This window comes from Caulobacter sp. FV2ps19, assembly GCF_058681035.1.
Genome location: NZ_CM178729.1, coordinates 917623 through 943960 on the forward strand (window position 1 = coordinate 917623; position 26338 = coordinate 943960).

At 68.1% G+C, this 26338-nt stretch carries 27 protein-coding genes and 1 pseudogene; 10 read left to right on the forward strand and 18 right to left on the reverse strand.

All coding sequences use genetic code 11. The annotated features are described in order from the left end of the window. Positions 1-256 precede the first annotated feature (256 nt). Positions 257-2221: a transglycosylase domain-containing protein gene (locus ACW18B_RS04395; RefSeq protein ID WP_492049861.1), complete on the reverse strand. Its 1965-nt coding sequence runs from the start codon at positions 2219-2221 to the stop codon at positions 257-259. A gap of 240 nt (positions 2222-2461) precedes the next feature. Between ACW18B_RS04395 and recQ the strand changes: the two genes are divergently transcribed. Further along, on the forward strand, positions 2462-4309 hold the full coding sequence (recQ, locus tag ACW18B_RS04400) for a DNA helicase RecQ (RefSeq protein WP_492051598.1): 1848 nt from the start codon (positions 2462-2464) through the stop codon (positions 4307-4309). 31 nt (positions 4310-4340) lie between these two features. Here the strand turns inward: recQ and mmcB are convergent, their stop codons facing one another. Then, positions 4341-4793 (reverse strand): DNA repair putative endonuclease MmcB, encoded by a 453-nt coding sequence (gene mmcB / locus ACW18B_RS04405; protein ID WP_492049863.1) that lies wholly within the window; start codon positions 4791-4793, stop codon positions 4341-4343. Between the two features lie 178 nt (positions 4794-4971). Between mmcB and ACW18B_RS04410 the strand changes: the two genes are divergently transcribed. Next, positions 4972-5889, forward strand: a complete 918-nt coding sequence (locus tag ACW18B_RS04410) for a hypothetical protein (RefSeq protein ID WP_492049864.1) — start codon at positions 4972-4974, stop codon at positions 5887-5889. Here ACW18B_RS04410 and ACW18B_RS04415 read toward each other — a convergent pair. The 3 genes from ACW18B_RS04415 to ACW18B_RS04425 form a co-directional block, all read right to left on the reverse strand. After that, positions 5886-6419 (reverse strand): lipocalin family protein, encoded by a 534-nt coding sequence (locus ACW18B_RS04415; RefSeq protein WP_492049866.1) that lies wholly within the window; start codon positions 6417-6419, stop codon positions 5886-5888. The genes ACW18B_RS04410 and ACW18B_RS04415 overlap by 4 nt on opposite strands. A gap of 8 nt (positions 6420-6427) precedes the next feature. Further along, positions 6428-6958, reverse strand: a complete 531-nt coding sequence (locus tag ACW18B_RS04420) for a lipocalin family protein (protein ID WP_492049868.1) — start codon at positions 6956-6958, stop codon at positions 6428-6430. A gap of 86 nt (positions 6959-7044) precedes the next feature. Further along, complete coding sequence (locus ACW18B_RS04425; protein ID WP_492049870.1) at positions 7045-8172, reverse strand: ferritin-like domain-containing protein; 1128 nt, start codon at positions 8170-8172, stop codon at positions 7045-7047. A 151-nt stretch (positions 8173-8323) separates the two neighbouring features. Here ACW18B_RS04425 and ACW18B_RS04430 point away from each other — a divergent pair, with 151 nt between their 5' ends. Both ACW18B_RS04430 and ACW18B_RS04435 read left to right on the forward strand, forming a co-directional pair. Next, a complete protein-coding gene (locus tag ACW18B_RS04430) occupies positions 8324-9037 on the forward strand; it encodes an NAD-dependent deacylase (RefSeq protein ID WP_492049871.1) in 714 nt (237 codons plus the stop codon). Between the two features lie 69 nt (positions 9038-9106). Beyond that, positions 9107-9510 (forward strand): annotated as a pseudogene (locus ACW18B_RS04435) (hypothetical protein). A gap of 429 nt (positions 9511-9939) precedes the next feature. On the opposite strand, the gene ACW18B_RS04440 reads toward ACW18B_RS04435, so the two are convergent. From ACW18B_RS04440 to chvI, 5 genes are all read right to left on the reverse strand, one after another. Then, a complete protein-coding gene (locus ACW18B_RS04440; protein ID WP_492049872.1) occupies positions 9940-10218 on the reverse strand; it encodes an HPr family phosphocarrier protein in 279 nt (92 codons plus the stop codon). Next, on the reverse strand, positions 10215-10619 hold the full coding sequence (locus ACW18B_RS04445) for a PTS sugar transporter subunit IIA (RefSeq protein ID WP_492049874.1): 405 nt from the start codon (positions 10617-10619) through the stop codon (positions 10215-10217). Before ACW18B_RS04445 ends, ACW18B_RS04440 begins: the two co-directional genes overlap by 4 nt. A 75-nt stretch (positions 10620-10694) precedes the next feature. Next, entirely contained in the window at positions 10695-11129 is a 435-nt protein-coding gene (locus tag ACW18B_RS04450) for an HPr kinase/phosphorylase (RefSeq protein WP_492049876.1), read from the reverse strand. Continuing rightward, a complete protein-coding gene (gene chvG, locus ACW18B_RS04455; RefSeq protein WP_492049878.1) occupies positions 11126-12724 on the reverse strand; it encodes a two-component sensor histidine kinase ChvG in 1599 nt (532 codons plus the stop codon). The genes ACW18B_RS04450 and chvG overlap by 4 nt, the downstream gene beginning before the upstream one ends. Next, positions 12699-13406 (reverse strand): two-component response regulator ChvI, encoded by a 708-nt coding sequence (gene chvI, locus ACW18B_RS04460; protein WP_492049880.1) that lies wholly within the window; start codon positions 13404-13406, stop codon positions 12699-12701. The genes chvG and chvI overlap by 26 nt, the downstream gene beginning before the upstream one ends. Before the next feature lie 344 nt (positions 13407-13750). Here chvI and ACW18B_RS04465 point away from each other — a divergent pair, with 344 nt between their 5' ends. Both ACW18B_RS04465 and ACW18B_RS04470 read left to right on the forward strand, forming a co-directional pair. Further along, the gene (locus ACW18B_RS04465; protein ID WP_492049882.1) at positions 13751-15457 is read left to right on the forward strand and encodes a hypothetical protein; all 1707 of its coding nucleotides are present in this window, start codon (positions 13751-13753) and stop codon (positions 15455-15457) included. A gap of 65 nt (positions 15458-15522) precedes the next feature. Then, positions 15523-15834: an EthD family reductase gene (locus tag ACW18B_RS04470; RefSeq protein ID WP_492049884.1), complete on the forward strand. Its 312-nt coding sequence runs from the start codon at positions 15523-15525 to the stop codon at positions 15832-15834. Here ACW18B_RS04470 and pseC read toward each other — a convergent pair. Both pseC and pseB read right to left on the reverse strand, forming a co-directional pair. Further along, positions 15831-17000 carry a UDP-4-amino-4,6-dideoxy-N-acetyl-beta-L-altrosamine transaminase gene (gene pseC / locus ACW18B_RS04475; protein WP_492049885.1) on the reverse strand — a complete coding sequence of 390 codons (1170 nt, stop codon included), beginning with the start codon at positions 16998-17000 and terminating at the stop codon, positions 15831-15833. The two genes, ACW18B_RS04470 and pseC, sit on opposite strands and share 4 nt — an antisense overlap. Further along, on the reverse strand, positions 17000-18037 hold the full coding sequence (pseB, locus tag ACW18B_RS04480) for a UDP-N-acetylglucosamine 4,6-dehydratase (inverting) (protein WP_492049887.1): 1038 nt from the start codon (positions 18035-18037) through the stop codon (positions 17000-17002). The genes pseC and pseB overlap by 1 nt, the downstream gene beginning before the upstream one ends. Positions 18038-18156: 119 nt before the next feature. Here pseB and ACW18B_RS04485 point away from each other — a divergent pair, with 119 nt between their 5' ends. Then, positions 18157-18570 (forward strand): hypothetical protein, encoded by a 414-nt coding sequence (locus tag ACW18B_RS04485; RefSeq protein ID WP_492049889.1) that lies wholly within the window; start codon positions 18157-18159, stop codon positions 18568-18570. A gap of 94 nt (positions 18571-18664) precedes the next feature. Here ACW18B_RS04485 and tadA read toward each other — a convergent pair whose 3' ends face one another. Further along, complete coding sequence (gene tadA, locus ACW18B_RS04490; RefSeq protein WP_492049891.1) at positions 18665-19168, reverse strand: tRNA adenosine(34) deaminase TadA; 504 nt, start codon at positions 19166-19168, stop codon at positions 18665-18667. Between the two features lie 48 nt (positions 19169-19216). Here tadA and ACW18B_RS04495 point away from each other — a divergent pair, with 48 nt between their 5' ends. Beyond that, positions 19217-20599: a pseudouridine synthase gene (locus tag ACW18B_RS04495; RefSeq protein ID WP_492049893.1), complete on the forward strand. Its 1383-nt coding sequence runs from the start codon at positions 19217-19219 to the stop codon at positions 20597-20599. On the opposite strand, the gene ACW18B_RS04500 is transcribed toward ACW18B_RS04495, so the two are convergent. Further along, the gene (locus ACW18B_RS04500) at positions 20596-21528 is read right to left on the reverse strand and encodes a CPBP family intramembrane glutamic endopeptidase (protein ID WP_492049895.1); all 933 of its coding nucleotides are present in this window, start codon (positions 21526-21528) and stop codon (positions 20596-20598) included. The genes ACW18B_RS04495 and ACW18B_RS04500 overlap by 4 nt on opposite strands. Positions 21529-21697: 169 nt before the next feature. On the opposite strand from ACW18B_RS04500, the gene ACW18B_RS04505 reads away from it, so the two are divergent. Continuing rightward, on the forward strand, positions 21698-22318 hold the full coding sequence (locus ACW18B_RS04505; RefSeq protein ID WP_492049897.1) for a TMEM175 family protein: 621 nt from the start codon (positions 21698-21700) through the stop codon (positions 22316-22318). Further along, the gene (rsmD, locus tag ACW18B_RS04510; protein WP_492049899.1) at positions 22318-22884 is read left to right on the forward strand and encodes a 16S rRNA (guanine(966)-N(2))-methyltransferase RsmD; all 567 of its coding nucleotides are present in this window, start codon (positions 22318-22320) and stop codon (positions 22882-22884) included. Before ACW18B_RS04505 ends, rsmD begins: the two co-directional genes overlap by 1 nt. Here the strand turns inward: rsmD and ACW18B_RS04515 are convergent, their stop codons facing one another. The 4 genes from ACW18B_RS04515 to ACW18B_RS04530 form a co-directional block, all read right to left on the reverse strand. Then, positions 22885-23160 (reverse strand): YjhX family toxin, encoded by a 276-nt coding sequence (locus tag ACW18B_RS04515; RefSeq protein WP_492049901.1) that lies wholly within the window; start codon positions 23158-23160, stop codon positions 22885-22887. Positions 23161-23411: 251 nt separating this feature from the next. Then, positions 23412-25373: an AsmA family protein gene (locus ACW18B_RS04520; RefSeq protein WP_492049903.1), complete on the reverse strand. Its 1962-nt coding sequence runs from the start codon at positions 25371-25373 to the stop codon at positions 23412-23414. A gap of 180 nt (positions 25374-25553) precedes the next feature. Further along, positions 25554-25658 carry a hypothetical protein gene (locus tag ACW18B_RS04525; protein ID WP_492049905.1) on the reverse strand — a complete coding sequence of 35 codons (105 nt, stop codon included), beginning with the start codon at positions 25656-25658 and terminating at the stop codon, positions 25554-25556. A 77-nt stretch (positions 25659-25735) separates the two neighbouring features. Next, positions 25736-26230 (reverse strand): hypothetical protein, encoded by a 495-nt coding sequence (locus ACW18B_RS04530; RefSeq protein ID WP_492049907.1) that lies wholly within the window; start codon positions 26228-26230, stop codon positions 25736-25738. Positions 26231-26338: the final 108 nt, after the last annotated feature.

Genomic DNA, 26338 nt, shown 5'->3' on the forward strand with positions numbered 1-26338 from the left:
CGGCCTGCAGCTTCAGGGCTGGGTCCGTCGCGAGGAGAGACAAGCCCGGATGGGGGTGAAGGGTTGAACGAGACCCGCGCGCCCCAGCCAGAGGGATAACGATCACGCGGAGCGTTCGTCTTCGTCGAAACGGTAACTAACAAACTCACATCCGGGCGAGGCCCGGACGCTCCGCAGCCCTTCCCATCCCTTCAGCGGGTTTCCGCGTGAGGCGGCGAAGCCGTGTGGTCTTCAGACCCGGAGCGTGCTCTTGACCCTAGTAGGGCAGTTGATCGGCCGGCGGCGGTCCGGCCTGGGCCGGGATTTCGGCCGCAGGACCTTCGGTCCCGGTCGAGGGATTGAGCAGGTCGCCGATCGGATCGATACCGGCGATGGGCGGGGGTTCGATGACGCCGCCGGGGATCGGGGTCGACTTCAGGCGCGGCAGGGCGGCGGTCATGAAGTTGCGCCAGATCTCGGCGGGCACCCCGCCGCCGGTCACCTTCTTCATCGGCGTGTTGTCGTCGCGACCGGTCCAGACGGCGGCGACGAAGCCGCCGCTGTAACCGACGAACCAGGCGTCGCGATAGTCCGACGTGGTGCCGGTCTTGCCGGCGATGTCGTAGCCGGCGACCTTGGCCCGGGCGCCGGTGCCCGAGGCCACGACCTGGCGCATCATCTGGTTCATGTACTGCAGGGCCGGCGAGCCGATCACGGCGGGCCGTTCAGCCTTTTCGACGCCGTGGTCATACAGCACCTTGCCGCTGGCGGTGCGGATCCGCTCGATGCCGTAACCCTTGGCCAGGAAGCCGCCGTTCGAGAAAGGCGCATAGGACTGGGCCATTTCCAGCGGGCTGACCTCGACGGCGCCCAGGGCCATGGACGGGTCCAGCTGGATCTTGCTGGCGATGCCCAGGCGGCGGGCGGTGGCGGCGACATTGGCGGTGCCGACCTCATTGGCCAGGCGCGCGGCCACGGTGTTGATGGACTGGGCCAGGGCGGTCTGCATCGTGATCGACCCCAGATATTTGTTGGTGTAGTTGCGCGGCTCCCAGTTCCCGATCTTCACCGGCTCGTCGACCACCATCACATTGGGCGCGCGACCCTGTTCCATGGCGGTCAGATAGACGAACGGCTTGAAGGCCGATCCCGCCTGGCGACGGGCGGTGGTGGCGCGGTCGAACTGGCTCTCGCCATAGTCGGCGCCGCCGACATAGGCGCGGATGCGGCCCTCGCCGTCGATCGCCACCAGGGCCGCCTGCTCGGCGCCCTGCTTGATATGGCCCTCGACGCCCAGCTTCACCGAGCGTTCGGCGGCGACCTGGATCGGCAGGTCCAGGGTGGTTTCGACCACCAGGTCTTCGGTCGGTTCGCCGACCAGGGCCCGCACCTGGGCGTCGACATAGTCGGTGAAATATTGCGCCCGCTGGTTGGCCAGGGTGGCCGAGACGCGGACGGGCTCCTTGATCGCCTCTTCCATCTCCTCGCGGGTGATGGCCTTGGTGCGCACCATCTCGTCCAGCACGACGGTGGCGCGGCGGGCGGCCCGCTCGCTGGCCGAGACCGGCGAATAGCGGGCGGGGGCCTTCATCAGGCCGGCCAGGAGCGCCGCTTCCCCGATGGTCAGTTGCGAGGCCGGCTTGTTGAAATAGCGCTGCGAGGCGGCTTCGATGCCATAGGCGCCGGCCCCGAAATAGACCCGGTTCATATAGAGGGCCAGGATCTGTTTCTTGGAGAACTTCATCTCCAGCCACATGGCCAGGATCAGCTCCTGGCCCTTGCGGCGATAGGTCTGGGCCGGGCTGAGGAACAGGTTCTTGGCCAGTTGCTGGGTGATGGTCGAGCCGCCGCGCTGCGGGCCGTCATGGCTCATGTTCCAGGCCACCGAGCGCATGATGCCCCAGGGATTGAAGCCGAAATGGTGATAGAACTGGCGGTCCTCGATGGCCACGAAGGCGGCCGGAACATATTTGGGCAGGGCGTCGATATCGACCGGCGGCGCATACTGGCTGCCGCGCACCGCCAGCAGGGCGCCCGAGCGATCCAGATAGTTGATCGAGGGCTGACGCTTGACGTCATAGAGCTTGGAGGTGTCGGGCAGGTCGGTGGCGAACACCGCGAAAAAGGCGACGATGAAGATCAGGCCCCACACGCCGACAACCGCGCCCCAATAGAGCGTGGCCTGCAGCGGCGTGCGTTGCGGCTGAGCCGGCCTGTTCCCGCCGAAGGGTCCGTTCGCCATGTTGTCCTTATCCCAGGCTGTCTATCAGGTCGCGCGCCGACGATCCGTTTAGCGGATGCCCACCAAACGCGCGACAAGATTGACGAGGGATGAACGTGGAACACGGCGCTCGTGTGACCCGCCGGCGTATTGTCCGGCATTGCTATTTTCAGTTGAGCGTTGTGAGATTGATCGCGCCGCCTTCGCCAGGAAGGCCTTGGCGGCGACCTCGCCCGCTGTCACAAGTCCGCCGTGCCCACGATCGTTGATTCCGCCCCCTCAGAGACCGCGCTCGACACCGCCCGCGACGTGCTGCGCCGGACGTTCGGCCATGCCGACTTCCGGGGGCTGCAGGCCGGGGTGATCGGCGAGCTGCTGGCCGGGCGCAGCGCCATGGCCGTGCTGCCCACGGGGGGCGGCAAGAGCCTGTGCTACCAGATCCCCGCCCTGATCCGCCCCGGCCTGGGCCTGGTGGTCTCGCCGCTGATCGCCCTGATGGCCGATCAGGTGGCCGGCTTGCAGCAGGCGGGGGTGGCGGCCGAGCGGCTGGACAGCAACACCCTGCCGGCCGAGCGCGCCGAGATCTGGCGGCGTATCGACGCCGGCGACCTGGATCTGCTGTATCTGTCGCCCGAGGGCCTGATGCAGCCGTCGATGCTGGATCGACTGTCGCGCCTGAACCTGGCCCTGGTCGCGGTCGATGAAGCCCACTGCGTCAGCCAGTGGGGCCACGATTTCCGACCTGAATACCGGATGCTGGGTCGCATCGCCGAGGTGTTCCCCAATGTCCCGCGCCTGGCCGTCACCGCCACCGCTGACGCCCGCACCCGGGACGACATCCGCGCCGAGCTGCGGCTGGAGGGCGCCGCCGAGTTCGTCGACAGCTTCGCCCGTCCTGAACTGGCCCTGAGCGCCGAGCGCAAGCGCGGCAAGGGCCATGACCGGGTGGTGGAACTGGTTCTGGAGCGCCCCAACCGGGCCGGCGTCGTCTATGCCGGCAGCCGGGATTCCACCGAAAAGCTGGCCGAAAAGCTGATCGCCCAGGGCATCCCGGCCCTGGCCTATCACGCGGGTCTCGACAAAAATGTCCGCGCCCGGCGGCTGGAAGAGTTCCTCGAGGCCGACGCCGCGGTGATGGTGGCGACGATCGCCTTTGGCATGGGCGTCGACAAGCCCGACGTCCGCTTCGTGATCCATGCCGACCCGCCGGCCGCCATTGAGGCCTATTGGCAGGAGATCGGCCGGGCCGGCCGTGACGGCCAGCCGGCCGAGGGCATCACCCTCTATGGTTCGGCCGACATGGCCTGGGCCAGCAAGCGCATCGAGAGCCGCGAGGCGCCCGACGAGGTGCTGCAGGTCCAGACCCGCAAACTGCGCCAGCTCTACGCCATGCTGGAGGGGACCACCTGCCGGGCCGCCGCCGTGCGGCGCTATTTCGGCGAGGAGGGCGTGGCCCGCTGCGGGGTCTGCGACATCTGCGTCTCGCCGCCCAAAGGCGTGGATGCGAGCGAGGCGGCCCAGAAGGCGCTGTCGGCGGCCCACCGCATGGGCGGGCGGTTCGGGCGCGGTCGCCTGATCGACCACCTGCTGGGCAAGACCAAGGACGTCACGCCGCAGGAGGCCCAGATGTCGACCTTCGGCATCGGCCGCGAGCTCAGCCCGGTCACCTGGCGCGATCTGCTCGACACGCTCGTTTTCGAGGGGTTGCTGCGCGAGGATCCCAATGACGGCCGGCCCCTGATCGGCCTGGGCGAGGTCGAGGGCGTCAAGGCGGTGTATCGCGGCGAGCGTCGGGTCAGCCTGCGCCAGCAGGTCGAGGCCGCCGACACCAGCACGCGGTCGGGCGCGCCGCGCAAGCGCCGCGAGGGCAAGGCCCTGACCGTGCCGATCGCCGACCAGGCCCTGTTCGAGGCCTTGCGATCCTGGCGCCGTGAACAGGCCCAAGCCCAGCATGTGCCGCCCTATGTGATCTTCCACGACGCCACCCTGGCCGAGATCGCCGCGGCCCGGCCCTCAAGCCTGCCCGCCCTGGCCAAGTCCGGCGGGGTGGGCCAGGGCAAGCTCGACCGTTATGGCGAGGCGGTGCTCAAGGTCGTGCGGGACAACTGAGGGTTTCCCGGCGTGCGAGCCGGCGATGGCGTTAGAGCTGATCGGCCTTGACGCCTGCGGCCCGCATGGCCCCCAGCCGCGCGAAGGCCAGGGTCAGGGCCTTGCGGCGAGCCGGGGCCAGCGGCGCGACCGGCGCCTCGCGGATCACCGCCCCGCCAAAGGCGTCGGCGACGATCATCCCCGGCTCCTCGGGCAGGATCCCGTCCGGGAAATGCGGCGCGACCGCGAAATAGAAGGCGTCGCAGTAGGGGGCGTATTCGGGCCATTTGCGGTCGATCCGGAAGTCCTCCAGCCCCGACTTGACCTCGACGATCAGGATGTCGCCCTTGGGGCCCAGCGCCATCAGGTCGGCCCGTCGGCCATTGGGCAGGGTGACCTCGGCCAGGGGCGCATAGCCCAGGCTCACCAGGAAGCGCGCGGCCCCTCGCGTGACCGCGTCGGTGGTCTCCGGCCGCGATGGGCGCAGGTCGATTACGACGTCCATGGCGCGATCCTGTTCCAGCTTTGTTCGCGGATCAAGGTTAAATAGCGTCCCGGCGGGCGAGGGCCTCTCGCCCTCGACGGGCGACGCTTTGACCACAACCTTTCGGCGCAATAACTCAAGCTTCAGCGTATGCGTTGGAGGGGAAGTGGTGAGAAATATTGGTTTGGCTTTTGCGGCCTTGGCTAGCCTGACGGCGGCCCCGGCGCTCGCCGCGCCCCAGGACGAGACGATCGCCTATTCGGCGCGCAAGCCGCAGCCTTTGGTCGCCGGATCGTCCTCCCGCAACTTCGCGTTCGGCGCCGTGGTCGGCTTCGTGGCCGACCGCGTCGACGGCGGCGGCATCGCCCGGGAATATGACGTCCGCGATCCGCAGGACGATATCGCCTTCGCCGTGGCCAGCGAGATCGCCGCCCGTCGCGGAGTCGATGTCGCCGAGGGGCCCATCGACCTTGCAGGCGTATCGCGCAGGGCCTTGGCCAAGAGCCCGCCGCCTGGCCGCTATCTGGTGGATGTCGAAAGCACCAAGCGCAAGTTCATGTGGTCGCTGATCCGCGGGCAATGGACCAAGTACACGGTGGGCTACCGCGCCGATCTCTCGGTGCTGGACATTCCCAACCAGGCTCTGGTCGTCAGAGATCATTGCGCCTGGTCGACGCCCAAGGCCGAGCGAGCAAGCCGCGCCTATCTGCTCGACAATCAGGCCGAGCACCTGAAGGTGCAGTTCCAGATGGCCGCCGACGTCTGCACCGCGCAGTTCGTGAACGCGACCCAGGCGCTGTGGCGGGCTGACGACCGGCAGGTCTCCTACGAGCAGGACGCCCCTCGACGAGCGTACGCCGCGCCGATCGCCGTCGCGTCGCGGCCGCTGCCGCTGCCGCTGCCGCTGCCGCTCGAAAGGCATGCGCCGGTGCGGTACGAGGCGCCAAGGCCGCCGCCGCCCGAATGGCGCGAGGATCGCGGCGATCGGCAAGCCGTCGTGGAATACAGCTATGCCCGACCCTACGAGGCGCCGCCCGCGCGGTCGCGGACGGCGGATGACCAGTACGCCGGCCGCGACGCCAACGGCTACCTGGTCTGGTCGGGTAAGCGCCCCTAGGGCGCGGGCTGCCGGGTCGGGCGGAGCATCGAGACGTCATAGCCCAGGGCCTTGGCCCTGGCGGTCAGGGCTTCGCGCTCCAGGTCGCTGGGGGGCTTGCGGGTGAGCAGCCACAGATACTTGCCCGAGCCCTCGCCGACGATCGACCAGCTGTAGTCCTCGGCATGGTCCATGACCCAGTAGTCGCCCCAGAACGGACCGAAGAACGAGACCTTCAGCTTGGCGTTGGTGGCCGTATCCACCACCTTGGCCTTGCCCTCGCTGACCTTGACCGGACCGTCGACCGCGCCCTGATGGCAGGTGTTGACCACGCGGATCAGGCCGTCGGGACGTTTGGAATAGTCGGCGGTGACGCCTTCGCAGCCCTTCTCGAAGCGCATGTCGTAGCGGGCGATCTCGTACCAGCGTCCCAGATAACGATCGAGATCGACCGCCTTGGCCGGCTGCGGCGGCGAGGGGTTGCCGCTGGGACCGGCGATGCAGGCGCTGAGCAGCACGCTGAGGACGGAGAGGGCGAGAACGGGTTTCATCGGGGATCTCACGTGGGCGGCTGCTGGGGAAACTCAAGCTTGGCGTAGCCCAGGGCCTTGACCCGCGCCAGAGCGCGGGCCTGGGCGGCTGGCTCCATGTTCGCCTGCCGCGACAGCAGCCAGACATAGTTGCCGCCCGGCGTGGCCATGATCGCCCAGGACTGGTCGGCGGCGCGGTCCAGCACCCAGTATTCCTGCTTTTTCAGCCCGCCCAGGAAGCTCATCGAGAACTTGGCGTTGGCGGGCGCGCCGTCGACGATCTTGCCTGTGGTGTTGAAGGTCTTGGCCGGGCCCGAGGCCGAGCCCTTGCGGCAGATCTGCAGCACCTTGAAGCCGTTTGAGTCGGTGGTCGTGAACTGGGTGGTCGCCGCCTCGCAGTCGCTTTGGCCGGCATTGGGGGTGCGGGCGATCTCGTACCATTTGCCGGTGTAGAAGGCGGCCGAGACCGGCTTGGCCGGCGGGTGGGCGGCGGCCAGGGCTGCGCCCGTCATCGAGACGCTCAGGGCCGCAGCGATCAGGATCGGGGTCGAATGGCGCATCTGAAAACCTTGCCTACAAGGGGACTCAAACGCAAACCGCCCGCCGGTGTTCCGGCGGGCGGCGTGTCGCAAGGTGATGGCAAGGCCTATTCGGCGGCGATGCTGACCGCATTGACCGGACGGTTCTTGAAGTTGATGGCCTGCAGGTGGCGGATGCCTTCCTCGGCGATGTCGTCGCCGACCATCCGGTCGCCTTCGCCGCGCAGCTCCTCGATATCCACATACATGGCGTAGAAGGCCTTGGTGCGGTCGGTGATGATGCCGGCGTTCAGCAGAGTCTTGACCAGTACGCGGAAGATGTTGGTCTGCTCCTTCATGGCCTCGCGACGCACGTCGTCGGTCATGATCTTCCCGTACTCCTCGACCACCTTGTCGGGATCCAGGCCGAACTCGGCATAGAGGTCCAGCTGCTGGTGCGGCGAGACGAGGTTGAACAGCAGGGTCTGGAAGCAGTGCGCCGCCCAGTCCTCGATGATCGCGTGCTCCTCGGGGCTCAGCTTGGGCACCGTTCGGTCGGCCCAGATCTTGCCGAACTTGTGGTGGAAGGCCTCGTCGGTCATCACCAGCTGCAGCATCTTCTTGCCGACCGGGTCGTTGATCTGGGTGTAGAAGGTGGCGAAGGCGCCCATGGCCAGGCCCTCGACCAGCATCTGCATGCCGATGATCTTTTTATAGACCTCGGGCGCGCCGATGATCTCGACCAGCAGGGTCTTCAGGGCCGGGCCGCACTCGACCGGGCGCCCCCAGCGGGCCTTGATATATTTGGCGAAGGCCGTGACGTGGCGGGCCTCTTCGCGGGTCTGGTTGGCGGCGTATTCCTGCGCGCCCTGGTCTTTCAGCACATGGCACAGGCTGGCCGACAGGTTCAGCGCCCCCTGCTCGCCATGCAGGATCGACGAGAAGCTGCGCAGCACCGACTGGTTGATGAAGCGGATGCGGGTCTTGGGATCGGACAGGTGATCGGACACATAGTCGGTCGACAGGGCGATCACGAGATCCTCGGGCACCAGGGCCTGGTTTTCCATGTCGAACGGCTCGTCGAAATCGATATAGGCCTTGTCCAGCGGGTCCCAGAAATGGTCATGGGTCGCGGAGATGATCTTGTCGAAGGCCGGGGAGCGATTGTTGTAGCGGTCCAGTTCGAGCATCGACTCGAAGTCGTCCGGCGCCACCGCGTCGTACATGGCGTCCTTGGTGATGTTGGTGTCCGTCATGGCGGTTCCTCTCCTGTCGTCCCGGGTCGAGGTCCGTCTTGCGCGGGCCTTCAACGCTCTAAACACTGTCCACTCAATCTCCCGGAGGGGTCAAATTAAAAATGACGGCCGCGTCAAGTTTGCAGGGCGACCCTGCCGTCGGGAGAGTCGCATGGCCGAACCGCTGAATCTGTTCGTGCTGACCGGGGCGGGGATCTCGGCCGAGAGCGGCCTGTCCACCTTCCGCGACGCCGAGGGCCTGTGGACCCAGAACGACCTGGCCCAGCTGGCCACGCCCGAAGGCTTCGCCCGCGACCCGGCCCGGGTGCGCGCGTTCTATTCGGCCCGGCGCAAGATCCTGCAGATCGCCGCCCCCAACGCCGCCCATATCGCCCTGGCCCGGCTGGAGCGCGAGATGACCGCCCTGGGCGGCTCGGTGTTCCTGTGCACCCAGAATGTCGACGACCTGCACGAAAAGGCCGGCGGCGCGCGGGTGGTTCACATGCATGGCGAGCTGAACGTCACCGCCTGCACCCTGTGCTCGGGTCACTGGCCCGACCCTGGCCCGCTGACCGCCGGCCAGGCCTGCGCCGAATGCGGCGCGGTCGGAACCTGCCGGCCCCATGTCGTGTGGTTTGGCGAACTGCCGATGCACATGGACGCGATCAACCAGGCCCTGGAGGAGGCCGACCTGTTCGTGGCCATCGGCACGTCTGGATCGGTCTATCCGGCCGCCGGCTTCGTCGCCGAGGCCAGGGCCCTGGGCATCGCCACCTGCGAGATCAACCTGAACCGCTCGGACAACGCCCACGCCTTTGATCGTCGGCTCTACGGCCCGGCCAGCGAGAAGGTGGCGGCGTGGGTGGAGGAGATGCTGGGCGATTGAGGGGCTCCGGATTTGGCGTCCGGGCGGCGCACACCGCTGCGCCGCCTCACGCGGATCACCGCTGAGGGGATGGGAAGGGCTGCGGAGCGTCCGGGCCTCGCCCGGATGAGTGAGAAAAATGCCGTTTCGACGAAGCCGTCCGCTCCGCGCAGCCGTTATCCAAAAGCGCGTCCGGCTCGGCGGTGTTCGCGCCTGGCCCTCCACGCCTCCGACGGGCAGGCCAGAGAGCGACTCTCGCCTGGACTGCGGACCTTTCAGCCCGCCTGCTGCTCGCCCGACCCTCGTGGCCACGTCGTTTTAGTGTTCCACGGCCGACCGCCGCCAGAGAACCACGAGGTTGGCGGCCCAGAGCACAAGGCGCTCTTCCCGCCATCGATTGAGCTTCCCGCTCGACCACACCCCGCCGCCGCAATGGTCGCTGGCCTTGCGCCCTTCCCGTGCGACGAGGTGGGATTAGAATACGGCAGGTTTGAACGCCGGGGATTGAGCGCCGTCTATCCCCCTTCTCCGCCGTCATTCCCGCCCTTGTGGCGGGAACCCCTCTATCGGCCGCAGGGGCGGGAGGGGCGAAGGGCGCGCGCCCTTCGCTGGCGTCTCACGCGTCAGCTGAACCAGGGGTTCCCGCCACAAGGGCGGGAATGACGATTGAAAGGTTGGGCCTGACCCTTACCCGTTCTCCCCGGCGAAGGCCGGGGCCCAGATCGAACCCCGAGAGCCTATTGCGCCTGGCCAGGTCAGAAGGCGCATCATCCCCAGACGCTCAGGCTGAATCTGGGCCCCGGCCTTCGCCGGGGAGACGGATGAAAAACGGGCGAGGGGGGGACTTTCTCAGCGTTTGCCCAGGCTTGTGAGCGGACCTCACAGCCCGACGGCAGACCTTCCCATCATCCAGGCACGATGCTTTAGCGCTCTTCGTCGAACCGGTTGGCCACCAGGTCGCAAAGCGCCGTCACGGCGGCTTCGGCTTCGGGGCCTTCGGCGGCGATGTCGATGGTGGAGCCGATGCCGGCGGCCAGCATCATCAGGCCCATGATCGAGCGGGCGTCGACGCTGGCGCCGTCGCGGCTGACCGTCACCTCGGCGTCGAAGCCGGCCGCCATCTTCACGAACTTGGCCGAAGCCCGGGCGTGCAAGCCCCGTTCGTTGACGATCTCGACCGTTCTCGCCGCCATGCGACTCATTTTTCTCCCGCGAGCACGTAGGAGGCCACGGAGATATATTTTCGTCCAGCCTCCTGGGCGTGGGCGACGCAGACCTGCAGGGTCTCGCGCTGGCGCACGCTGGCCAGCTTGATCAGCATGGGCAGGTTCAGGCCCGCGATAACCTCGGCCTTGGTCTGCTCCATCACCGAGATGGCCAGGTTGCTGGGTGTGCCGCCGAACATGTCGGTCAGCAGGATCACGCCCTGACCGCTGTCGACAGCGGCGCAGGCCTTCAGAATGTCCGTGCGGCGGCGTTCCATGTCGTCTTCCGGACCGATGCAGATCGCCACAACGGCGGTCTGTGGTCCGACCACATGTTCCATGGCGGAGACGAATTCGTCCGCCAGACGCCCGTGCGTTACGATCACGAGCCCGATCATGCCAGATGTCTCAACCGGGATCCCCACTGCCCGATGCGGCCGGGAGGAGCCGCACGGGCGGACTTGATACGCTCGTTAGAGAGGGACTCCAAGATGCTCCAGCATGTGTCTTATTTTCAACGGCGCGGCGGGTTCTGGCGGCCACAGGTCGAAAACGGGAACACGCACGTCGAGTAGGGCCTCGAATCGGGGCTCAGGCAGGCGTTCGACCGCCGCCGGCGTCCCGACGCAGCGGGCGATCATCGTCACCTCGCAAAAGTCCAGCGCCGGGCGGGGCATAACGCCCAGGCCCCGGATTTCCAGCAAACCCGCCAGGGCGGCGGGCGGCTTGCCATAGAGCCGGCCCCCTGAGACGAACACCAGAACGCGGTCGTCGGCGACCAGGTGAAAGCCGGCTGACAGGGCGCGCAGGGCCAGATCGCTCTTGCCCACGCCGGACGGGCCTTCGATCAGAACGCCGCGCCAGCGACCCGCCAGGCGCAGGGCGATCAGGCCGGCGTGGCGAATCACGCCCGCGATTCCGGCAGGTCGACCGTGAAGCGGGCCCCGATGACCCCGCCGCTCGCATCCCGCCGATTCTCCGCCGTCAGCCCGCCGCCGTGCGCCTCGACAATCTGGCGGGCGATGGACAGGCCCAGGCCCGAATTGCCGCCGAACGCGCGGCCCTTGGGGCGTGAGGTGTAGAAGCGCTCGAAGATGGTCTCGAGATTTTCGGGCGGGATGCCCGGGCCGTCATCGTCGATCGTGGTGATCAGTCGGCCGCGCGTCCGGGTCAGGACGACCCGCACCTCGCCCTCGGCGGGGCTGAACGAGCGGGCGTTGTCGATCAGGTTGCGGAACACCTGGCCGATCGGCGTCTCGCGGGCCATCAGCCGCGCCGCCGCATGGAGGTCGCCGGTGGAGACCGAAACCCGCACGCTGCCGGGCGCGTCGCCGGGGCGCAGTTGGGCCTCATAGAGGCTGGCGACCTCGGCCAGCAGCTTGGCCAGGTCCAGGGCCTTGGGCGATTCGCGCGACAGCTCGGCGTCCAGGCGCGAGGCGTTGGAGATGTCGGTGACCAGCCGGTCCAGCCGGTTGACGTCGTTTTGCAGGATCGACAGCAGCCGGGCCCGGGCCACGGGATCGGACACCAGGTCCAGGGTCTCGATGGCCGAGCGGATCGAGGTCAGGGGGTTCTTGATCTCGTGGGCGACGTCGGCGGCGAAGCGCTCGATGCCGTCCATGCGCTCGGAGAGCGAATGGGTCATTTCTTCCAGCGCCCGCGAGAGGTCGCCGATCTCGTCCTGGCGACGGGCGATGTCGGGCAGGGAGATGGCGCGCGCGCCCTCCAGCCGGACGCGGTCGGCGGCCCGCGCCAGGCGCTTGACCGGGTCGGCGATCAGGCGGTGCAGCAGCACCGAGGAGATCAGGGTGGCGGTGATCGCCACCAGGATGAAGGGCAACAGGGCCAGGCGCTGGGCGGCGATGATCGAATCGACGTCGCCCGCCTCCAGGGTCAGCACGCCCAGCACGGCCCGCACATGCTGAATGGGGATCGACACCGAGACGACGCGTTCGCCGCTTTCCGACATCCGCGTGCCGGCCACCATCGAGCCCTGCAGCGCCTTGGCCACTTCGTCAGACAGGGCCTTGTACGCGCGGTCGAGCTTGGCCTGGGTCGCCGGATCGGTGCGCTCGCCCGTGTCCTGCTGGCCGGGCTTTCGCGCCGGCGGCAGCACTTTCCATTCCACGCGATCAGCGACCACGAAGCTGTCGGCCAGCACCTTGCCTTGGGCGTCAAACAGACGCGCCCGCTGCGAGCGCGGGATGAACAGCACCTGCAGGAGGTTGCTCGCCACGGCGGGGTTGAGGGCGGGCTCGGGATCCCCCTCGGTGGCGCCTTCGTCGATCACCCGGGCGATCAGCTCGCCCTGGGTGGTCAGGCTGTCGATCTTGGCGTTGATCAGTCCGCTGCGCAGCTCATTGAGCACCAGCGCGCCGATCACCAGGATCGCCAGCGCCAGCACGTTGAGCCCAATGATCAGCCGCCCCAGTCGTGACCCACGCGGCCACGACCAGCGACGACGGGGCGCGCCGGCCTCAGACTTCGCGATAACGGTAGCCAACGCCGTACAGGGTCTCGATGGAATCGAATTCAGGATCGACCTGGCGGAACTTCTTGCGCATCCGCTTGATGTGGCTGTCGATCGTGCGGTCGTCGACATAGACCTGATCGTCGTAGGCGGCGTCCATCAGGTTGTCGCGGCTCTTCACGAAGCCGGGGCGCTGGGCCAGGGACTGCAGCAGCAGGAACTCGGTGACCGTCAGGCGCACCGGCTTGCCGTCCCACAGGCTGTCGTGACGGGCAGGGTCAAGCGTGAGCTTGCCGCGCTTCATCATCTTGGAGCCCGCCAGGCCGGCGGCGATCGAGGGCTCTTCGTCCTCGGGGCGGGCCCGGCGCAGGACGGCCTTCACCCGTTCCAGCAGCAGGCGCTGGCTGAACGGCTTGTGCATGTAGTCGTCGGCCCCGAGGTTGAAGCCGAGGATCTCGTCGATCTCGTCATCCTTCGAGGTCAGCATGATCACCGGGATCTCGGAGGTCTGGCGCAGGCGGCGCAGCACTTCCATGCCGTCCATGCGGGGCATCTTGACGTCCAGAATTACCAGATCGGGCGCCTGGCTCTCGACGGCCTCAAGGCCCGAGGCGCCGTCATAGTAGGCCTTGACCGTATGGCCGTGGCTTTCAAGGGCCAGCGAGACCGAGGCCACGATGTTCTCGTCGTCGTCTATCAGCGTAATAGCGGCCATGGAGCCCGTCTTGTCCTTCACCCTAGAGTCGGGCCTGTTCAAAGGGTTCGTCTGAACCGGAAAACAGGCGCGTCTTCAAACATCTTCGGCGGGGCGGCCGCCGAAGCCGCTCGCACCTTGGCTACAACGCTTCCGACGCTCGCGCGATCCTATCGTTCGCCCGCCCTTGCGACAACGCGTCGCGCTTGGCGGTCAAGCTCATGCTTTGCTCAAGCTTTGCGGCCCCAGCGTGGCGCGATTGCGGCCGAAGGTCTTCAAGCGGTCTGGTTGAGCAATCGGTTGACGCTTCAACCTCGTTTTAAGGTCTTGTATCCCATAACCGGATCTCGGGGAGTCCGTTGTCCATGAGCAGTCCTGTCCATTACGAGCTTTTCGTGCGCCGCAAGGTCGGCGCACCGTGGACGCTTGAGATGGCCTCCGAGGTCCGCGTGACCGCCCTGCAGAACGCCGAGGAGGCGCTGGTCTCCGGTCGCGCCGTCGCCGTACGGGTCAGCAAGGAGACCCTGGACGCGGCCAGTGGCGAATATCGTTCCATCGCCATCTTCACCAAGGGCATGGTCGACGGCGGCAAGCCGAAGAAGGAAGTCGAGAATCTGGACCCGCTGTGCGTCCAGCCGGCTGATCTCTACACCGCCCACGCCCGCGACCGCATCGGTCGGTTGCTCGAGGGCTGGTTGGCGCGACACAACGCGACGCCGTTCGAACTGCTTCACCGTCCTGATCTGGTTGAAAAGCTGGAAGCCTCCGGCACCGACCTGCAGCACGCCCTGCAAAAGATCGCCATTCCCGAGGCTGAAGCGCGCGGCGTTTCGGTCCACGAACTGATCCGCACGTTCCAGGGTCTGGTCGAGCGCTCGGTCGCCAATCTGATGAAGGCCTTCAAGAAGGGCCAACTGCCGGACCTCGACAAGGAAGGCTTCGCCAAGGCCGCGACGCGTCTGGCCACCGATCCGGATCGCGCCTTCCTGCTGGGGGCCGGCGTCGCCGCCTCGATCGCGCCCGCCGGCAGCTGGTCGGCCAAGATCGCCCGTTTGCTGGACCTCGCCGATGCGGCCCCCACCGAGCCGGGCCCCCGCGCCCTGGCCCTGCAGGCCATCGAACAACCCCTGGCCGAGATCATCGGCTCGCGGGCCGGCATGGCCGATCTGCTGGGCACGGCCGATGATCTGGGTTCGACCTTGGCGGCCATGACCCGCCTGACGGGCGGCGCCCAGGTCGAGGCCCTGATCAGCATGCAAGCCCAGGTTCGCAACTGCATGCCCGAGCTGTCCGGCACCGCCAAGCGTCTCAGCGACTGGCTGGGCGGCGATCACTTCGCCCCGGTGCGCCGATCGATCGCCAAGCGGGTTCTGACCGAACTGAACGGCGTGCGCCGGCTCAAGCCGACCGACGCCGAGGCCGAAATTGAATATCTGCGCGCCCTGGCCATGAGTCTGACGGCCGCCGCCGGCCGTATCCTGCCGCCGGAAGAGATCCAGGCCGCCTTCACCACCCGCTCCAAGACCCTGCTCAACGGCGAGTTCATCGAGGCCCTGCTGGGGCGCGACCGCTCGGCGCGCGAGGAGGTCGGAATCCTCATTCGCCTGACCGAGAACGTCATGGGCGCGGTCAACAAGCGCCACGCCGCCCGCTGGCTGAGCGCCAATGTCACCGCCCTGCGGTTCGAGAAGGAGCTGCGCCAGAGTCCTGACTCGCCGGCCTCAAAGCTGGCCGCCCTGGCGGCGCTGCAGCGCACCGTCAAGCGATCGGGTCTGGTCGTCGAAGACTACGAACCCCTGTGCGCCAAGCTCGGCGAGCTGGGCTCCCAGGTCGAGATCGACAGCCGTCTGCTGACCATGCTGGTCCGGGCCCCGGCGCCGCTGGTCCACCGGCTGGCGCTGCTGGCCAAGCTGGCCATGGGCGAGGCCGGGCCCACCGGTCCCGTGGCCGATCGGGCCCGCATGGAGGCTCTGAAGCTGGCGCGCCTGCCCGAGGCCCGCGAGGAAATCGCCGCGTCACCGGCGACCCTGGAACTGCTGAAAAGCCTGATGCAGCAAAAGGCGGCGGCCTAGCGGTTTCCCGCTCGGGCGCCTAGTTTCCTCCGGAAGGACGCCGCTGCGGCGCTCGAGGAGGCCCCATGATCATCTTCAGTGTGCTGTATCCCGCCGCCGAGGGCGCGCGGTTCGATCAGGCCTATTACGACGCCACCCATATCCCGCTGGTGAGGGAAGCGTTCAGCGCCACGGGCCTGACCGGTGTTCAGGTGTTCAAGGGGCTGACGGCCGGCGACGGCGGTCCCGCGCCCTATGTCGCCATGGCGCATCTGACGTTCCGCGACGCCGAGGCCTTGCAGGCGTCCATGGGCGGGCCCCATGCGCCGGCCGTGCTGGCCGACGTCGCCAACTTCACCGACATTCAGCCGGTCGTGCAGATCAGCGCTCTAGGTTAGAGGCCCAGCACCTGCGCCAGCGTGTCGACCACCCGGTCGACGTCGCTGTCGGCCAGGCCCGGATAGAGCGGCAGGGTCAGGCAGCGGTCATACCAGGCCTCCGCGCCCGGCAGGTCCAGAGCGCCATAGCGCGCCGCATAATAGGGCTGTCGATGCACCGGGATGTAGTGGACCTGGCTGCCGATCCCGGCCGCCTTCAGGGCTTCGACGGTCGCCCCGCGTGAGGTCCCGAGGGCCTCGAAGTCGATCAGCACGGTCAGCAGGTGCAGGGCGGGGTTCGACCCGTCAGGGCTCTGGGCCAGCTCAACATGCGGCGACAGGTCGGCGAGACGCGCCTCATAGCGCGCGGTCAGGACGCGGCGGCGGGCGACGAAGCGATCCAGCTTGGCCAGTTGAGACAGACCCAGGGCGCACAGCACGTCGGGAAGACGATAGTTGAAGCCCAGCTCGGGCATCTCGTACCACCAGGGATCCGACCCCGGCGGCCGCACCATGCCATGGCTGCGCAACGACCGGGCCCGCGCCGCCAACCCGGCGTCATTGGTGGTCAGCATGCCGCCCTCGCCGGTGGCCAGGGTCTTGACCGGATGGAACGAGAAGCTGGCGAAGGCCGAATAGGCGCCGTCGCCGACCGGATGGTCGACGCCGTCGAAGGTGGCGATCGAGCCCAGGGCGTGGGGCGCGTCCTCGACCAGCACCGCCCCGGCCGCATGGGCCATGGCGCCCAGGGCCGGCAGGTCGCAGACATCGCCGCGCAGATGCACCGGCAAAACCGCCTTCACTGGCCGGTCGCCCACCCGGGCCAGGGCCTGGGCCAGGGTCTCGGGCGTCATCAGACCGGAGCGGGGGTCGACATCGGCGAACACCACCTCGGCCCCGACATAGCGGGCGCAGTTGGCGGTCGCCAGAAAGGTCACTGACGGGGCGATACAGACATCGCCCTCGCCGACCCCCAGGGCCAGCATGGCCAGATGCAGGGTGGCCGTGCCGTTGGCGACGGCGATGGCGTGGTCGGCCCCGACCTTGCGCCTGAAGGCGGTTTCGAAGGCCTCGACGGTCGGGCCGGTGGTCAGGAAGTCGGCGCGCAGGGCTTCGGCCACCGCCGCCACGTCATCGTCCTCGATGGTCTGGCGGCCATAAGGCAGGAAGGGCGGCGCCGGCGCCATCAGCCCGCCTTTTCCCCCAGCATGGCCAGCAGCCCTTCGGCCGACAGCCAGTCGTCATTATTGTCGCTGCTGTAGCAGAAGCCCTCGGCCGCCGGCTTGGCGCCGTCTTCGGGACCAAAGCGCTTGCGCGGATATTCCACGAAGGTGGGTTCGATCACGTAGCGATCCGCGAGCTCGACCGTGGCCCGGGCGTCGTCGGCGCTGATCATCATCTCGTGCAGCTTTTCGCCGGGACGGATGCCGATGACCTTGATCGTCGCATCGGGGGCCATGGCCTTGACCAGGTCCGGCATGCTCATCGACGGGATCTTGGGCACGAAGATCTCGCCGCCGCGCATCAGGTTCAGGGACGACAGCACGAAATCGACGCCTTCGTTCAGGGTGATCCAGAACCGGGTCATGCGCGCGTCGGTAATCGGCAGTTCGGTGGCGCCGTTGGCCAGCAGGCGCTGATACAGCGGCGCGACGCTGCCGCGCGATCCCACGACATTGCCATAGCGAACCACGGCGAACCGGGTGCCGATGTCGCCCGACAGGTTGTTGGCCGCCACGAAGGTCTTGTCCGAGGCCAGCTTGGTCGCGCCGTACAGGTTGATCGGATTGCAGGCCTTGTCGGTCGACAGGGCCACCACCTGTTTGACGTGATTGGTCAGGCTGGCCCAGACCACGTTCTCGGCGCCCAGAACATTGGTGTGAATGCATTCGGAAGGATTGTATTCGGCGGCCGGCACCTGTTTCAGGGCGGCCGCGTGAATGACGATGTCCACGCCGCGCAGGGCCAGGGTCAGGCGTTCACGATCGCGCACGTCCCCGAGGAAGAACCGAAGCTTGGCGTAGGTCGCTTCGTCGAACTGCTCGCGCAGTTCCATCTGCATGTCGCTCTGCTTCAATTCGTCGCGCGAATAGATGATCACCTTGCGCGGCTTGGAGAGCTTCAGGACCGTCTCGATGAAGCGACGTCCGAACGATCCTGTGCCGCCGGTGACCAGAATCACCTTGCCGTCCAGATCGATGGATTTCGGGGAAAAACGACCCAAGTTCAGCCTCCTCACGCTTTCCGCCGCGAAGATCCGCGAGGGTGCGATTCATGGTTGACCTCCCTTTGTCGCGCGGAGGCGTAAAGAGGACGTCAACCATGGCGCTGTATTGAAGGTTCATGCGTCGTCTCCTGACCCTTCTTCCGTTTGTTCTGGCCTGCGCCGTCTCGGTCGCGCCCGCGTCCGCGCTGGCCGGCGCCCACGGCGCCAAGGAGGAGAAGGCCGCACCGGTCACCTATTTCGCCCTGCAGCCTCTTACCGCCGTGGCCATCCGCCGTGACGGCCGCCGCGGGGTGCTGACCCTGGAGGCCGGCATCGAGGCCAAGGACCCCAAGGTGATGGAGCGGGCCCAGCTGTCGCAACCGCGTCTGCGCGCCGCCTTCGCCCAGGTGCTGATGACCTATGCCGCGGGCATGCGTCGCGGCGACCCGCCGGATGTCGACTATCTGGCCCGGGAACTTCAGAAGACCGCCGACAAGGTTCTGGGCCGCCCCGGCAGCCGCGTTCTGCTCGGCTCGGCGCTCATGAACTAGGGCCTTGTCGAGCGAAGTGGGTTCCGGTTCGCGTGAAGACAAGGCGTTAAACCAAAGATCTGAATCTCCAGCCTGACGTCGTCAGGGTGGAGCGTCAGGCTTTTGGCCTGGCCCGTCGCGCGCGGAAAAAGCCGCGCAGCAGGTCGGCGCTCTCCTCCGCCAGCACCCCTCCGGTCACCTCTGGGCGCCAGTGGCAGGTGGGTTGCGCGAAAAAGCGCGGGCCATGGACGACGGCCCCGCCCTTGGGGTCTTCGGCCCCGAACACCACCCGGCCGATGCGGGCATGGCTGATGGCCCCGGCGCACATGGCGCAGGGCTCCAGGGTCACCACCAGGGTCAGGTCGGTCAGGCGATAGTTTTCCAGCCGGGCGGCGACCTGGCGCATCACCGCGATCTCGGCATGGGCGGTGGGGTCATGGGCCGCGATCGGACCATTGCCGGCCGCGCCGAGGATTTCGCCGGTCTTCGGGTCGAGGATCACGGCGCCCACCGGCGTCTCGCCGCGCGCGGCGGCGGCGCGGGCTTCGTCCAGCGCCAGGCCCATGGCGCGCTCGTCCCAGGCCTGCTGGTCTTGATCGTGCGGAAGATCGGTGCGCATTTGCCCAAAAGCCCATCGAGAGATGCGCCCCGCCCCTGGAAGGACCCCATGACCAGCACGCCCCACGACCCCCTATATGATCCCGGCCACGACGGCGACCTTGATGATCCGTCGACGGGCGAACGCGTCGCCAAGGCCCTGGCCCGCGCCGGCGTCGCCTCGCGCCGCGAGGTCGAACGGCTGATCGAGGCGGGCCGCGTGGCCATCAACGGCAAGGTGCTGACGATCCCGGCGGTCAAGGTCGGACCCGGCGACTTCCTCACCGTCGACGGCAAGCTGGTGGCCGAGCGCGAGCCGACGCGGATGTTCCGCTATCACAAGCCCACCGGCCTGATGACCACCCACAACGATCCCAAGCAGCGCCCGACGGTGTTCCAGGCCCTGCCGCGCGAGCTGCCGCGCCTGATCTCGGTGGGCCGGCTGGACCTGAACTCCGAAGGCCTGCTGCTGCTGACCAATGACGGCGAGCTGTCGCGCAAGCTGGAAGCGCCCAACAACGGCTGGGTGCGCCGCTATCGCGTTCGGGCCTTCGGCCATACCGACCAGGCCCGTCTGGACCGGCTGAAGGACGGCGTCACCATCGAGGGGGTCCGCTACGGCTCCATCGAGGCCAAGCTCGACAAGGCCCAGGACAAGGCCGGCGGCGGCAAGAACGTCTGGATCACCATCGCGCTGACCGAGGGCAAGAACCGCGAGATCCGCCGGGTGCTCGAGCACCTGGACCTGAAGGTCAATCGCCTGATCCGTCTGTCCTACGGCCCGTTCGCCCTGGCGACCCTGATGCCGGGCCAGGTCGAGGAGATCGGTCCCCGGGTGATCCGCGAACTGCTGGCCGACCTGATCGCGCCTGAAGACATGCCCGTCGGCGACAAGCCGCAGTTCATCGGCGTGGCCGATCCGCTGCACGCGCCGGGCACCGCCAAGGGCGGCGAGCTGCAGCGCCGGGCCATCAAGTCCGCGCCCCTGCCCAAGGTGATCGAGCCCGGCGGCCGCACCGAGGAAAAGCCGGTCTACAAGCCCGGCTGGGCCAAGCCGAAGAAGAAGGTGGTCATTGCCGGCGCCAAGCCGGTCAAGCGCGCCCCCAAGTCGATCGAGACCAAGATGATCGGCCCCAAGCCGGATCCCAAGGCGCGGGGCGGCGCCAAGCCGGCCGCCGGCGCCAGCTTCGGCGCCCGGGCGGCGGGTTCGGCCGGGGACGGCGCCAAGCCGTTCGCCAAGGCCAGTCCTTTCGCGAAGGCCAGCCCTTTCGCCAAGTCTCCGGGCAAGTCTCCGGGCAAGTCTGGGCCCAAGTCGGCGACGGGCAAGTTGGCGACGGGCAAGCCGGCCCCCGGCAAGCCCGCCCCCGGCAAGCCCGCCCGGTCGGCGCCGCCGGCCTTCGAGACCAAGTCGGCCGGACCGCGTCCCTATAAGGGTCCCAAGACGCCGCGCTAGATCGCGGCCGTATCGCGCCCGCCGAACCAGCGGGTGACGACCGGCCAGCGGACCACGGCCTCGGCTATGGCCGCATAGCCAAGGCCGATCGCCAGTCCGCTGACCAGCGAACTGGCCTGGAACCCGTGCGGCGTGTCGGGCTGCAGCGACAGCGGTCGCAGCAGCAGCAGGATGACGATGTTGTTGGCCGCATGCGCGCCGATGGCCAGTTCGATCCCGCCGGTGCGCAGGGTCATCCAGGTCAGTCCTGCCCCCATGGCCGCGCGCAGCAGGAACGCGTCGAGGTTGGGGTCGAAATGGATGGTCGCGAACAGCAGGCCGTTCACGGCCATCAGCACCGCCGGGTTGCGGGTGAAGGCGCCGGTGTGTTTCAGCAGCCAGCCGCGGAACACCAGTTCCTCTGCGCCGGCGGCGATCACCAGCAGGATGATGGCGAAACCGGCATAGATCACGCGCCCGACCAGGGTCGGGCTGAGGGCCAGAAGCGGCGGGGTCGGCGTCGCGACGCCCAGGCCGGCGAGCAGTCCGATCAGGCCCGCCATCACCGCGCCGACCAGAACCAGCCCGGCGACCACAGGGCCGATGCGAAACGGGGGCGTGATCGTGGCATAGCGCCGGATCGGCCGATGGGTCAGGCCCGCGCTCACGGCCACGAAGGCCAGGGCGGCGGCGCCGTTGACGCCGGCCACGATCGCCAGGATGAACAGCGAGGCCTGACCGTCGGTCGCCGCGCGGGCGGGCTGGTCCAGGGCCGCGAACAGGCCCGCGGCGGCCTCCACGCCGTCCAGACCGCTGATCACCACCATGACCAGCAGGCAGGCCGAGGCGCCGCCCAGCACGGCGGCGGCGGCGGCGGCCAGCACGCCCACGGGCGCGGCGACAGCCAGACGGCGGATGTCGCGATCATAGGCGGTGAGGTCGGAGAACACTCTCGACTCCCGCATCGCCCCGAAGATCGCCCCCATCGCCATCGCGCCTGTCGATGCCCCTGCTGTTCCAGAGGCGACTAAGCCCGGGGGACGGCCGGCTTGTAAAGCGCCCCGCTTGCCGATTGCCGCAGAGAGCGGCACACAGGGCCTTGAACTTTCGGGGATGATCATGAGCGCTACCGATCCGGGCGATACGCACCTTCACAGGCTGGTCCTGTTTTCGGACGCGGTGTTCGCCATCGCCATCACCTTGCTGGCCATCGAGATCCATCCGCCCGAGCACTGGAGCGGCATTGGCGAACTCTTCTATCTGATGCGGTTCAAGCTGCAGGCTTTCGCCGTCAGTTTCGCGGTGATCGGCATCTACTGGATGACGCACCGCCGGATCTTTGCGCGCCTGAAAGCCGCCAACGGCGTGCTCGACGTGCTCAACTTCGTGGTGCTGGGACTGGTCAGCCTGACGCCGCTGTGCGCCGAGCTGCTGTGGGAGCGCGGCAATCTCGACGTGATCATCATCTATGTCGGCCTGGTCTCGGCCATCGGCGCCGCGATGGGCGCCGTCTGGGCCTATGCGGCCTTCATCGGCAAACTGGCCCAGCCTTTCCGGACAGCCGAAGGGGTGTTCCTGGTCGCGCGGTTGGCGCTGTCGCCTGGCCTGTTCTGCGCTCTGACGATGGTCAGCATCGTTTCGCCGGTCATCGGCTTGCCGCTCTTGGGGCTTGCCGTGGCCAGCATGGTCCTGATCGGGCGGTGGATCGCACGCTTGCCGCCCGCCAAGGCCGCCGCCTGATGCGCATTGTTTCGGGACAGTACCGCGGCAAGGCCATCGCGGCCCCGCCCGGCGACGCCACGCGGCCCACGTCCGATCGCGCCCGGCAGGCGGTGTTCAACATCCTCGAGCACGCCGCCTGGGCGCCGGACCTGCATGGCGCGCGGGTCGTGGACCTGTTCGCCGGCTCGGGCGCCCTGGGACTGGAAGCCCTGTCGCGCGGCGCGGGCTTTTGCCTGTTCGTCGAGACGGCCGATCCGGCCCGCGGCGCGATCCGCGAGAACATCGACGCCATGGGGCTGTTTGGCGTCACCCGCGTGCATCGTCGCGACGCCACCGACCTGGGCGCGCCGCCCGCCAGCGTCGGCGCGCCGTTCGACATCGCCTTCCTGGATCCGCCCTACGCCAAGGGCCTGGGCGAGCAGGCCCTGGCGCAGATGGTCGCCCACGACTGGCTCAAGCCCGGCGCGGTCGTGATGTTCGAGCGCGGGCGCGGCGAGCCGGAGCCCGCCACGCCCGGCTTCACGCTGCTGGACGCCCGTGACTATGGCGCCGCGCGCGTCCTGTTCCTGAAGCGGGCCGCCTAATCACCAGGCGCGCATCGTCACCCGGTTGTCGGCCTGGGCCCGCAGACTGACCGCGCCCTCCCGTGTGATGCGATAGGGACCGCCGCCGCTGCTGGCGATCAGCCGCCGCTTCTTCAGCGCCTTGAAGACGCTCAGGGAGCAGTCGCTGAGCCGCCAGCCCTCCCGGGTGATGCAGTCGGCGCCGATGATGCGGCCATGGTCGTCGCGGACGAGTGCGATGCTGGCGCCCTGCGCCAGCGCGTGCAGCGTGCGTTGCTGCGCTTTGGAGATGTTCAAGAGATTGAATCCGAGGATCGAGGCGTAAGAACGCAAACCCCGACAGGCCCTTGCGAGGCCTGTTCCTTTCAGATGCCGGACGCGACAGGTCGCGCCCGCAGGGGCTGCGGACGGATCAGGGCCTGATCGACTGACGAACCAGAGGTTCGGAGCCTGTTAGGCCCGGGCCTCGCACACAATCTCGGACATAAAACCACCGTTAGAGGTTGGATAACGTCGTTATAGCGCAGCTCTCGCCGCGGCTTCAAGCCTCACTTCTTGGCCGGGGTCGCGGTGGTCTGCCCCACCTTGACGGCCACGCCCTGGCCCCGCGCCTCGGCGACCAGGCCCTCGCAATCGGCGTTCTTGGCCTCGCCCGTGGTGACGAACGGCAGCAGGGCGGCCAGCGGATTGACCAGGGTCGCCAGAGCCGCGGCGACGCCCCCCTGGCCGACCACCTTGCCGGGCTCGAACCCGACCTTGGGCGACAGGAACGGGCCGGAGACGGTGATCGGCACGAACAGCCGCAGCAGGCGCGGCTGCTTGCTGTCGCCGTCGATGCGGAAGCTCATGCGCTCGGTTGCAAGATTGATCTCGCCCTTGCCATGCACCAGCACCACGCCGGTGTCGGCCACGAGCGTGGTGCTGGTCGCCACGCCGTTCTTGACCGTGAAGTCGGCCACCGCGCAGCGGACGCTGGTCTCCTTCTTGTCCTTGGCCAAAAGCATCAGCACGGCCTTGGACAGATTGACGCCCAGCAGTTCGGCGAAGGCCTGGCGGACCTGGCCGCGCGGTGAAACCAGGGTCATGGTCCCGTTGGCGTTCGAGGCCGCGCGGTGGATGCTGTCGCCCACGCCCGAAAGCTTGATGCGCGCCATGACCGGACCCTCGATGATCGGCTTGCCGCCGCTCTGGACCGGAATGAAGTCTTCCAGCTTGGCCTTGCTGAGGCGCAGATCCAGGGTCGTGCGCGGCGTGTCGGGCCGTGCGTCCAGCACCACCTTGCCCGCCAGATCGCCGGCCGAGAAGGTGAAGGCGATCGGATCCATCGTCAGCACGCCCTTGTCGAGCGTCAGGTCCATGCGAACCTTTTTCAGCGGGAAGCCCGGGGCGTTCACCGCCAGGGCGCGGTACTGGACCTTGGCGTCCATGGCCCGGACCCGCTGGGTCTGCAGGGTGGCGTCGGGCAGCAGGCGTTCCCGCTGGCGGGCCTGGATTTTCTGGTCGGCCGAGGCGGTCTCGCCCTGGCTCGTGGCCGGCGCGGCGCCGACCAGGCTGCCCAGATCATCGAAGTCGAGGCGCCGCGACTGCAGCCTGGCCTCCAGATAGGGCCGCGCGCGGTCGGTCAGCACGAACAGGTCGCCCGAGATGTCGCTGTCGCCGATCTTGCCGCTCATGGCCTTGAAATCGAACCGTCCGCCCTTGCGGCTCAGCTTGCCGCTCACGTGATAGGGCGGGGTGTTGGGCAGGGTCAGGCCGGTCAGGGCATAGAGGCGGTTGAGATCGGAGCCCGACACCGTCAGGTCGGTGACAAAGCGGCTGAGGTCGAAGGGCCGGGTCACCGAGCCCTGCGCCGACACCCGGGTCGCGCCGGCCGAAATCTCGGCCTCGAACGGATAGGGGCGATCGGGGCTGATGTTCAGCAGCGGACCGCCGGTGACCCTGGCCGAGAAGGGCGCGCGGTTCAGCCGGCCCTCGCCCTGCAGGACGAACCGGCCGCGCCCGTCCTGGCTGGCGGTTTCATTGGACCGCACCGCCCCCTCGAACAGCACGTCGCGCTGGCGGTCGTCGATCCGCAGGTGGCCGTCATTGATGATGAAGTGCTGGATGGCCGGCAGTTTGAGGGGCTTGGACCCGGACGTCTTGGCCCCGAACGACCAGTTGGCCTGGCCCTGGCTGTCGCGCAGCAGGCGCACGTCCGGCCTGTCGACGGCCAACAGCGGCAGGATCACCTGCCCCCGGAACAGCGGCAGCAGCTTGAACTGCACGGCCAGGCGCTGGGCCGTGGCCATGGGCGGCAGTTTGGGGTCTGCTTTCAGGGCCCAGGCGGGCTGACCGATGCGAACGTCCAGCGCCTCGACCTTGGGCGAGAACGACCAGGGATGGACCCGCAGATCGCCGACGATCTCGACCTTGCGGCCCAGCTGGCTGGAGGCGAGGCCGCCGATCGGGCCCCGCATCCAGTTCCAGTCGAAGAGGAGCAGGACGCCGACAACCGCGATGAACAGCGTCACGGCCGCCAGTCCGCCCCGCTTGGCGGAGGGCGGAATCAGCGCCCAGCGCGCGCCGATGCGTTCGCCCAGCGGGCGCTTCGGCTTTGAATCAGCGAGTTCTGACAGGACCTGGATCTCCGGTTACCCGTGCACAACGCGCGAGCGGGGCGATCCTGTTCCATTCCGGCGCCGGAGGATCGTCTAGTAGACGAGGCCCAGGCTGCTGACGGCGATGGCGGCCACCACGAAGGCGGCGATGGCGATCAGTTCATAGCGTTTGAAGAAAGGCCTGGTTGGCGTGCGCATGGTGTTTGTTGTTCCCCCGTCCCAAATTGGTTCGTCGGGGAAATCCTCCCGCAAGGCTGGCGCCAGCCCGGAGCCGGTCAGGGCTGTTTTCCGGGCCAGACGAGATAGCCGCCCGCGTCGCGGCCGGCATAGCGATAGTCGGTCCATTGGGGGCGCGGCGGACCGTAGCGATCCTCGCGCGGCGCCCCTGCGCCGGGCCGCGTTTCGGCCAGCTGGGGATAGGTTTGCCGCTGCTGATCGTCCCAGCGCCATTCATGGCGGTCTTCGAAGACCGCTTCATGACGCTGCTCGGTGCGGTCGGCATAGACGGGCGGCGGGGGCGCGGTTTCGACGTTGAGCGGGCGGCGGCCATAGCCCCACTGGTCGAACTGGCTCCAGCCGCGTTCGGCGTCGCATTCGATCCGCTCCCAGCGATAGGCGCCGCCCGGTCCGGTGACCCGGCGCGTGACGCAGTCGCCCGGCGCGGTGTTGGGCGGCAGCAGCTCCGGATCCAGCGGCAGGCCCGGGCGCGACACGGGCGGACCGCCCATCAGGCCGCGATCGGAGCCGGCGACGGCGGCGCCGGCGATCAACGTGCTCGCCGCCGCGGCAAGGCAAAGAGATAGACGGGACAAAATCATGAAAGCTCCTGGCCCCAGCAAATCATTAACAAAGGTTAACCGCTTGCCCCTTCGCCCCTC

Excerpts from the sequence above, each read along its gene's own strand:
- mmcB (WP_492049863.1), bottom strand. The coding sequence starts at position 4,793 with ATGGACGTCGTAATCGACCTGCGCCCATCGCGGCCGGAGACCACCGAC.
- ACW18B_RS04420 (WP_492049868.1), bottom strand. The coding sequence starts at position 6,958 with ATGCGCCATTCGACCCCGATCCTGATCGCTGCGGCCCTGAGCGTCTCG.
- ACW18B_RS04430 (WP_492049871.1), top strand. The coding sequence starts at position 8,324 with ATGGCCGAACCGCTGAATCTGTTCGTGCTGACCGGGGCGGGGATCTCG.
- ACW18B_RS04495 (WP_492049893.1), top strand. The coding sequence starts at position 19,217 with ATGACCAGCACGCCCCACGACCCCCTATATGATCCCGGCCACGACGGC.
- ACW18B_RS04485 (WP_492049889.1), top strand. The coding sequence starts at position 18,157 with ATGCGTCGTCTCCTGACCCTTCTTCCGTTTGTTCTGGCCTGCGCCGTC.
- ACW18B_RS04425 (WP_492049870.1), bottom strand. The coding sequence starts at position 8,172 with ATGACGGACACCAACATCACCAAGGACGCCATGTACGACGCGGTGGCG.
- ACW18B_RS04505 (WP_492049897.1), top strand. The coding sequence starts at position 21,698 with ATGAGCGCTACCGATCCGGGCGATACGCACCTTCACAGGCTGGTCCTG.
- ACW18B_RS04470 (WP_492049884.1), top strand. The coding sequence starts at position 15,523 with ATGATCATCTTCAGTGTGCTGTATCCCGCCGCCGAGGGCGCGCGGTTC.
- ACW18B_RS04445 (WP_492049874.1), bottom strand. The coding sequence starts at position 10,619 with ATGATCGGGCTCGTGATCGTAACGCACGGGCGTCTGGCGGACGAATTC.
- pseC (WP_492049885.1), bottom strand. The coding sequence starts at position 17,000 with ATGGCGCCGGCGCCGCCCTTCCTGCCTTATGGCCGCCAGACCATCGAG.
- chvI (WP_492049880.1), bottom strand. The coding sequence starts at position 13,406 with ATGGCCGCTATTACGCTGATAGACGACGACGAGAACATCGTGGCCTCG.
- ACW18B_RS04465 (WP_492049882.1), top strand. The coding sequence starts at position 13,751 with ATGAGCAGTCCTGTCCATTACGAGCTTTTCGTGCGCCGCAAGGTCGGC.
- ACW18B_RS04525 (WP_492049905.1), bottom strand. The coding sequence starts at position 25,658 with ATGCGCACGCCAACCAGGCCTTTCTTCAAACGCTATGAACTGATCGCC.
- rsmD (WP_492049899.1), top strand. The coding sequence starts at position 22,318 with ATGCGCATTGTTTCGGGACAGTACCGCGGCAAGGCCATCGCGGCCCCG.
- ACW18B_RS04415 (WP_492049866.1), bottom strand. The coding sequence starts at position 6,419 with ATGAAACCCGTTCTCGCCCTCTCCGTCCTCAGCGTGCTGCTCAGCGCC.
- ACW18B_RS04395 (WP_492049861.1), bottom strand. The coding sequence starts at position 2,221 with ATGGCGAACGGACCCTTCGGCGGGAACAGGCCGGCTCAGCCGCAACGC.
- tadA (WP_492049891.1), bottom strand. The coding sequence starts at position 19,168 with ATGCGCACCGATCTTCCGCACGATCAAGACCAGCAGGCCTGGGACGAG.
- ACW18B_RS04440 (WP_492049872.1), bottom strand. The coding sequence starts at position 10,218 with ATGAGTCGCATGGCGGCGAGAACGGTCGAGATCGTCAACGAACGGGGC.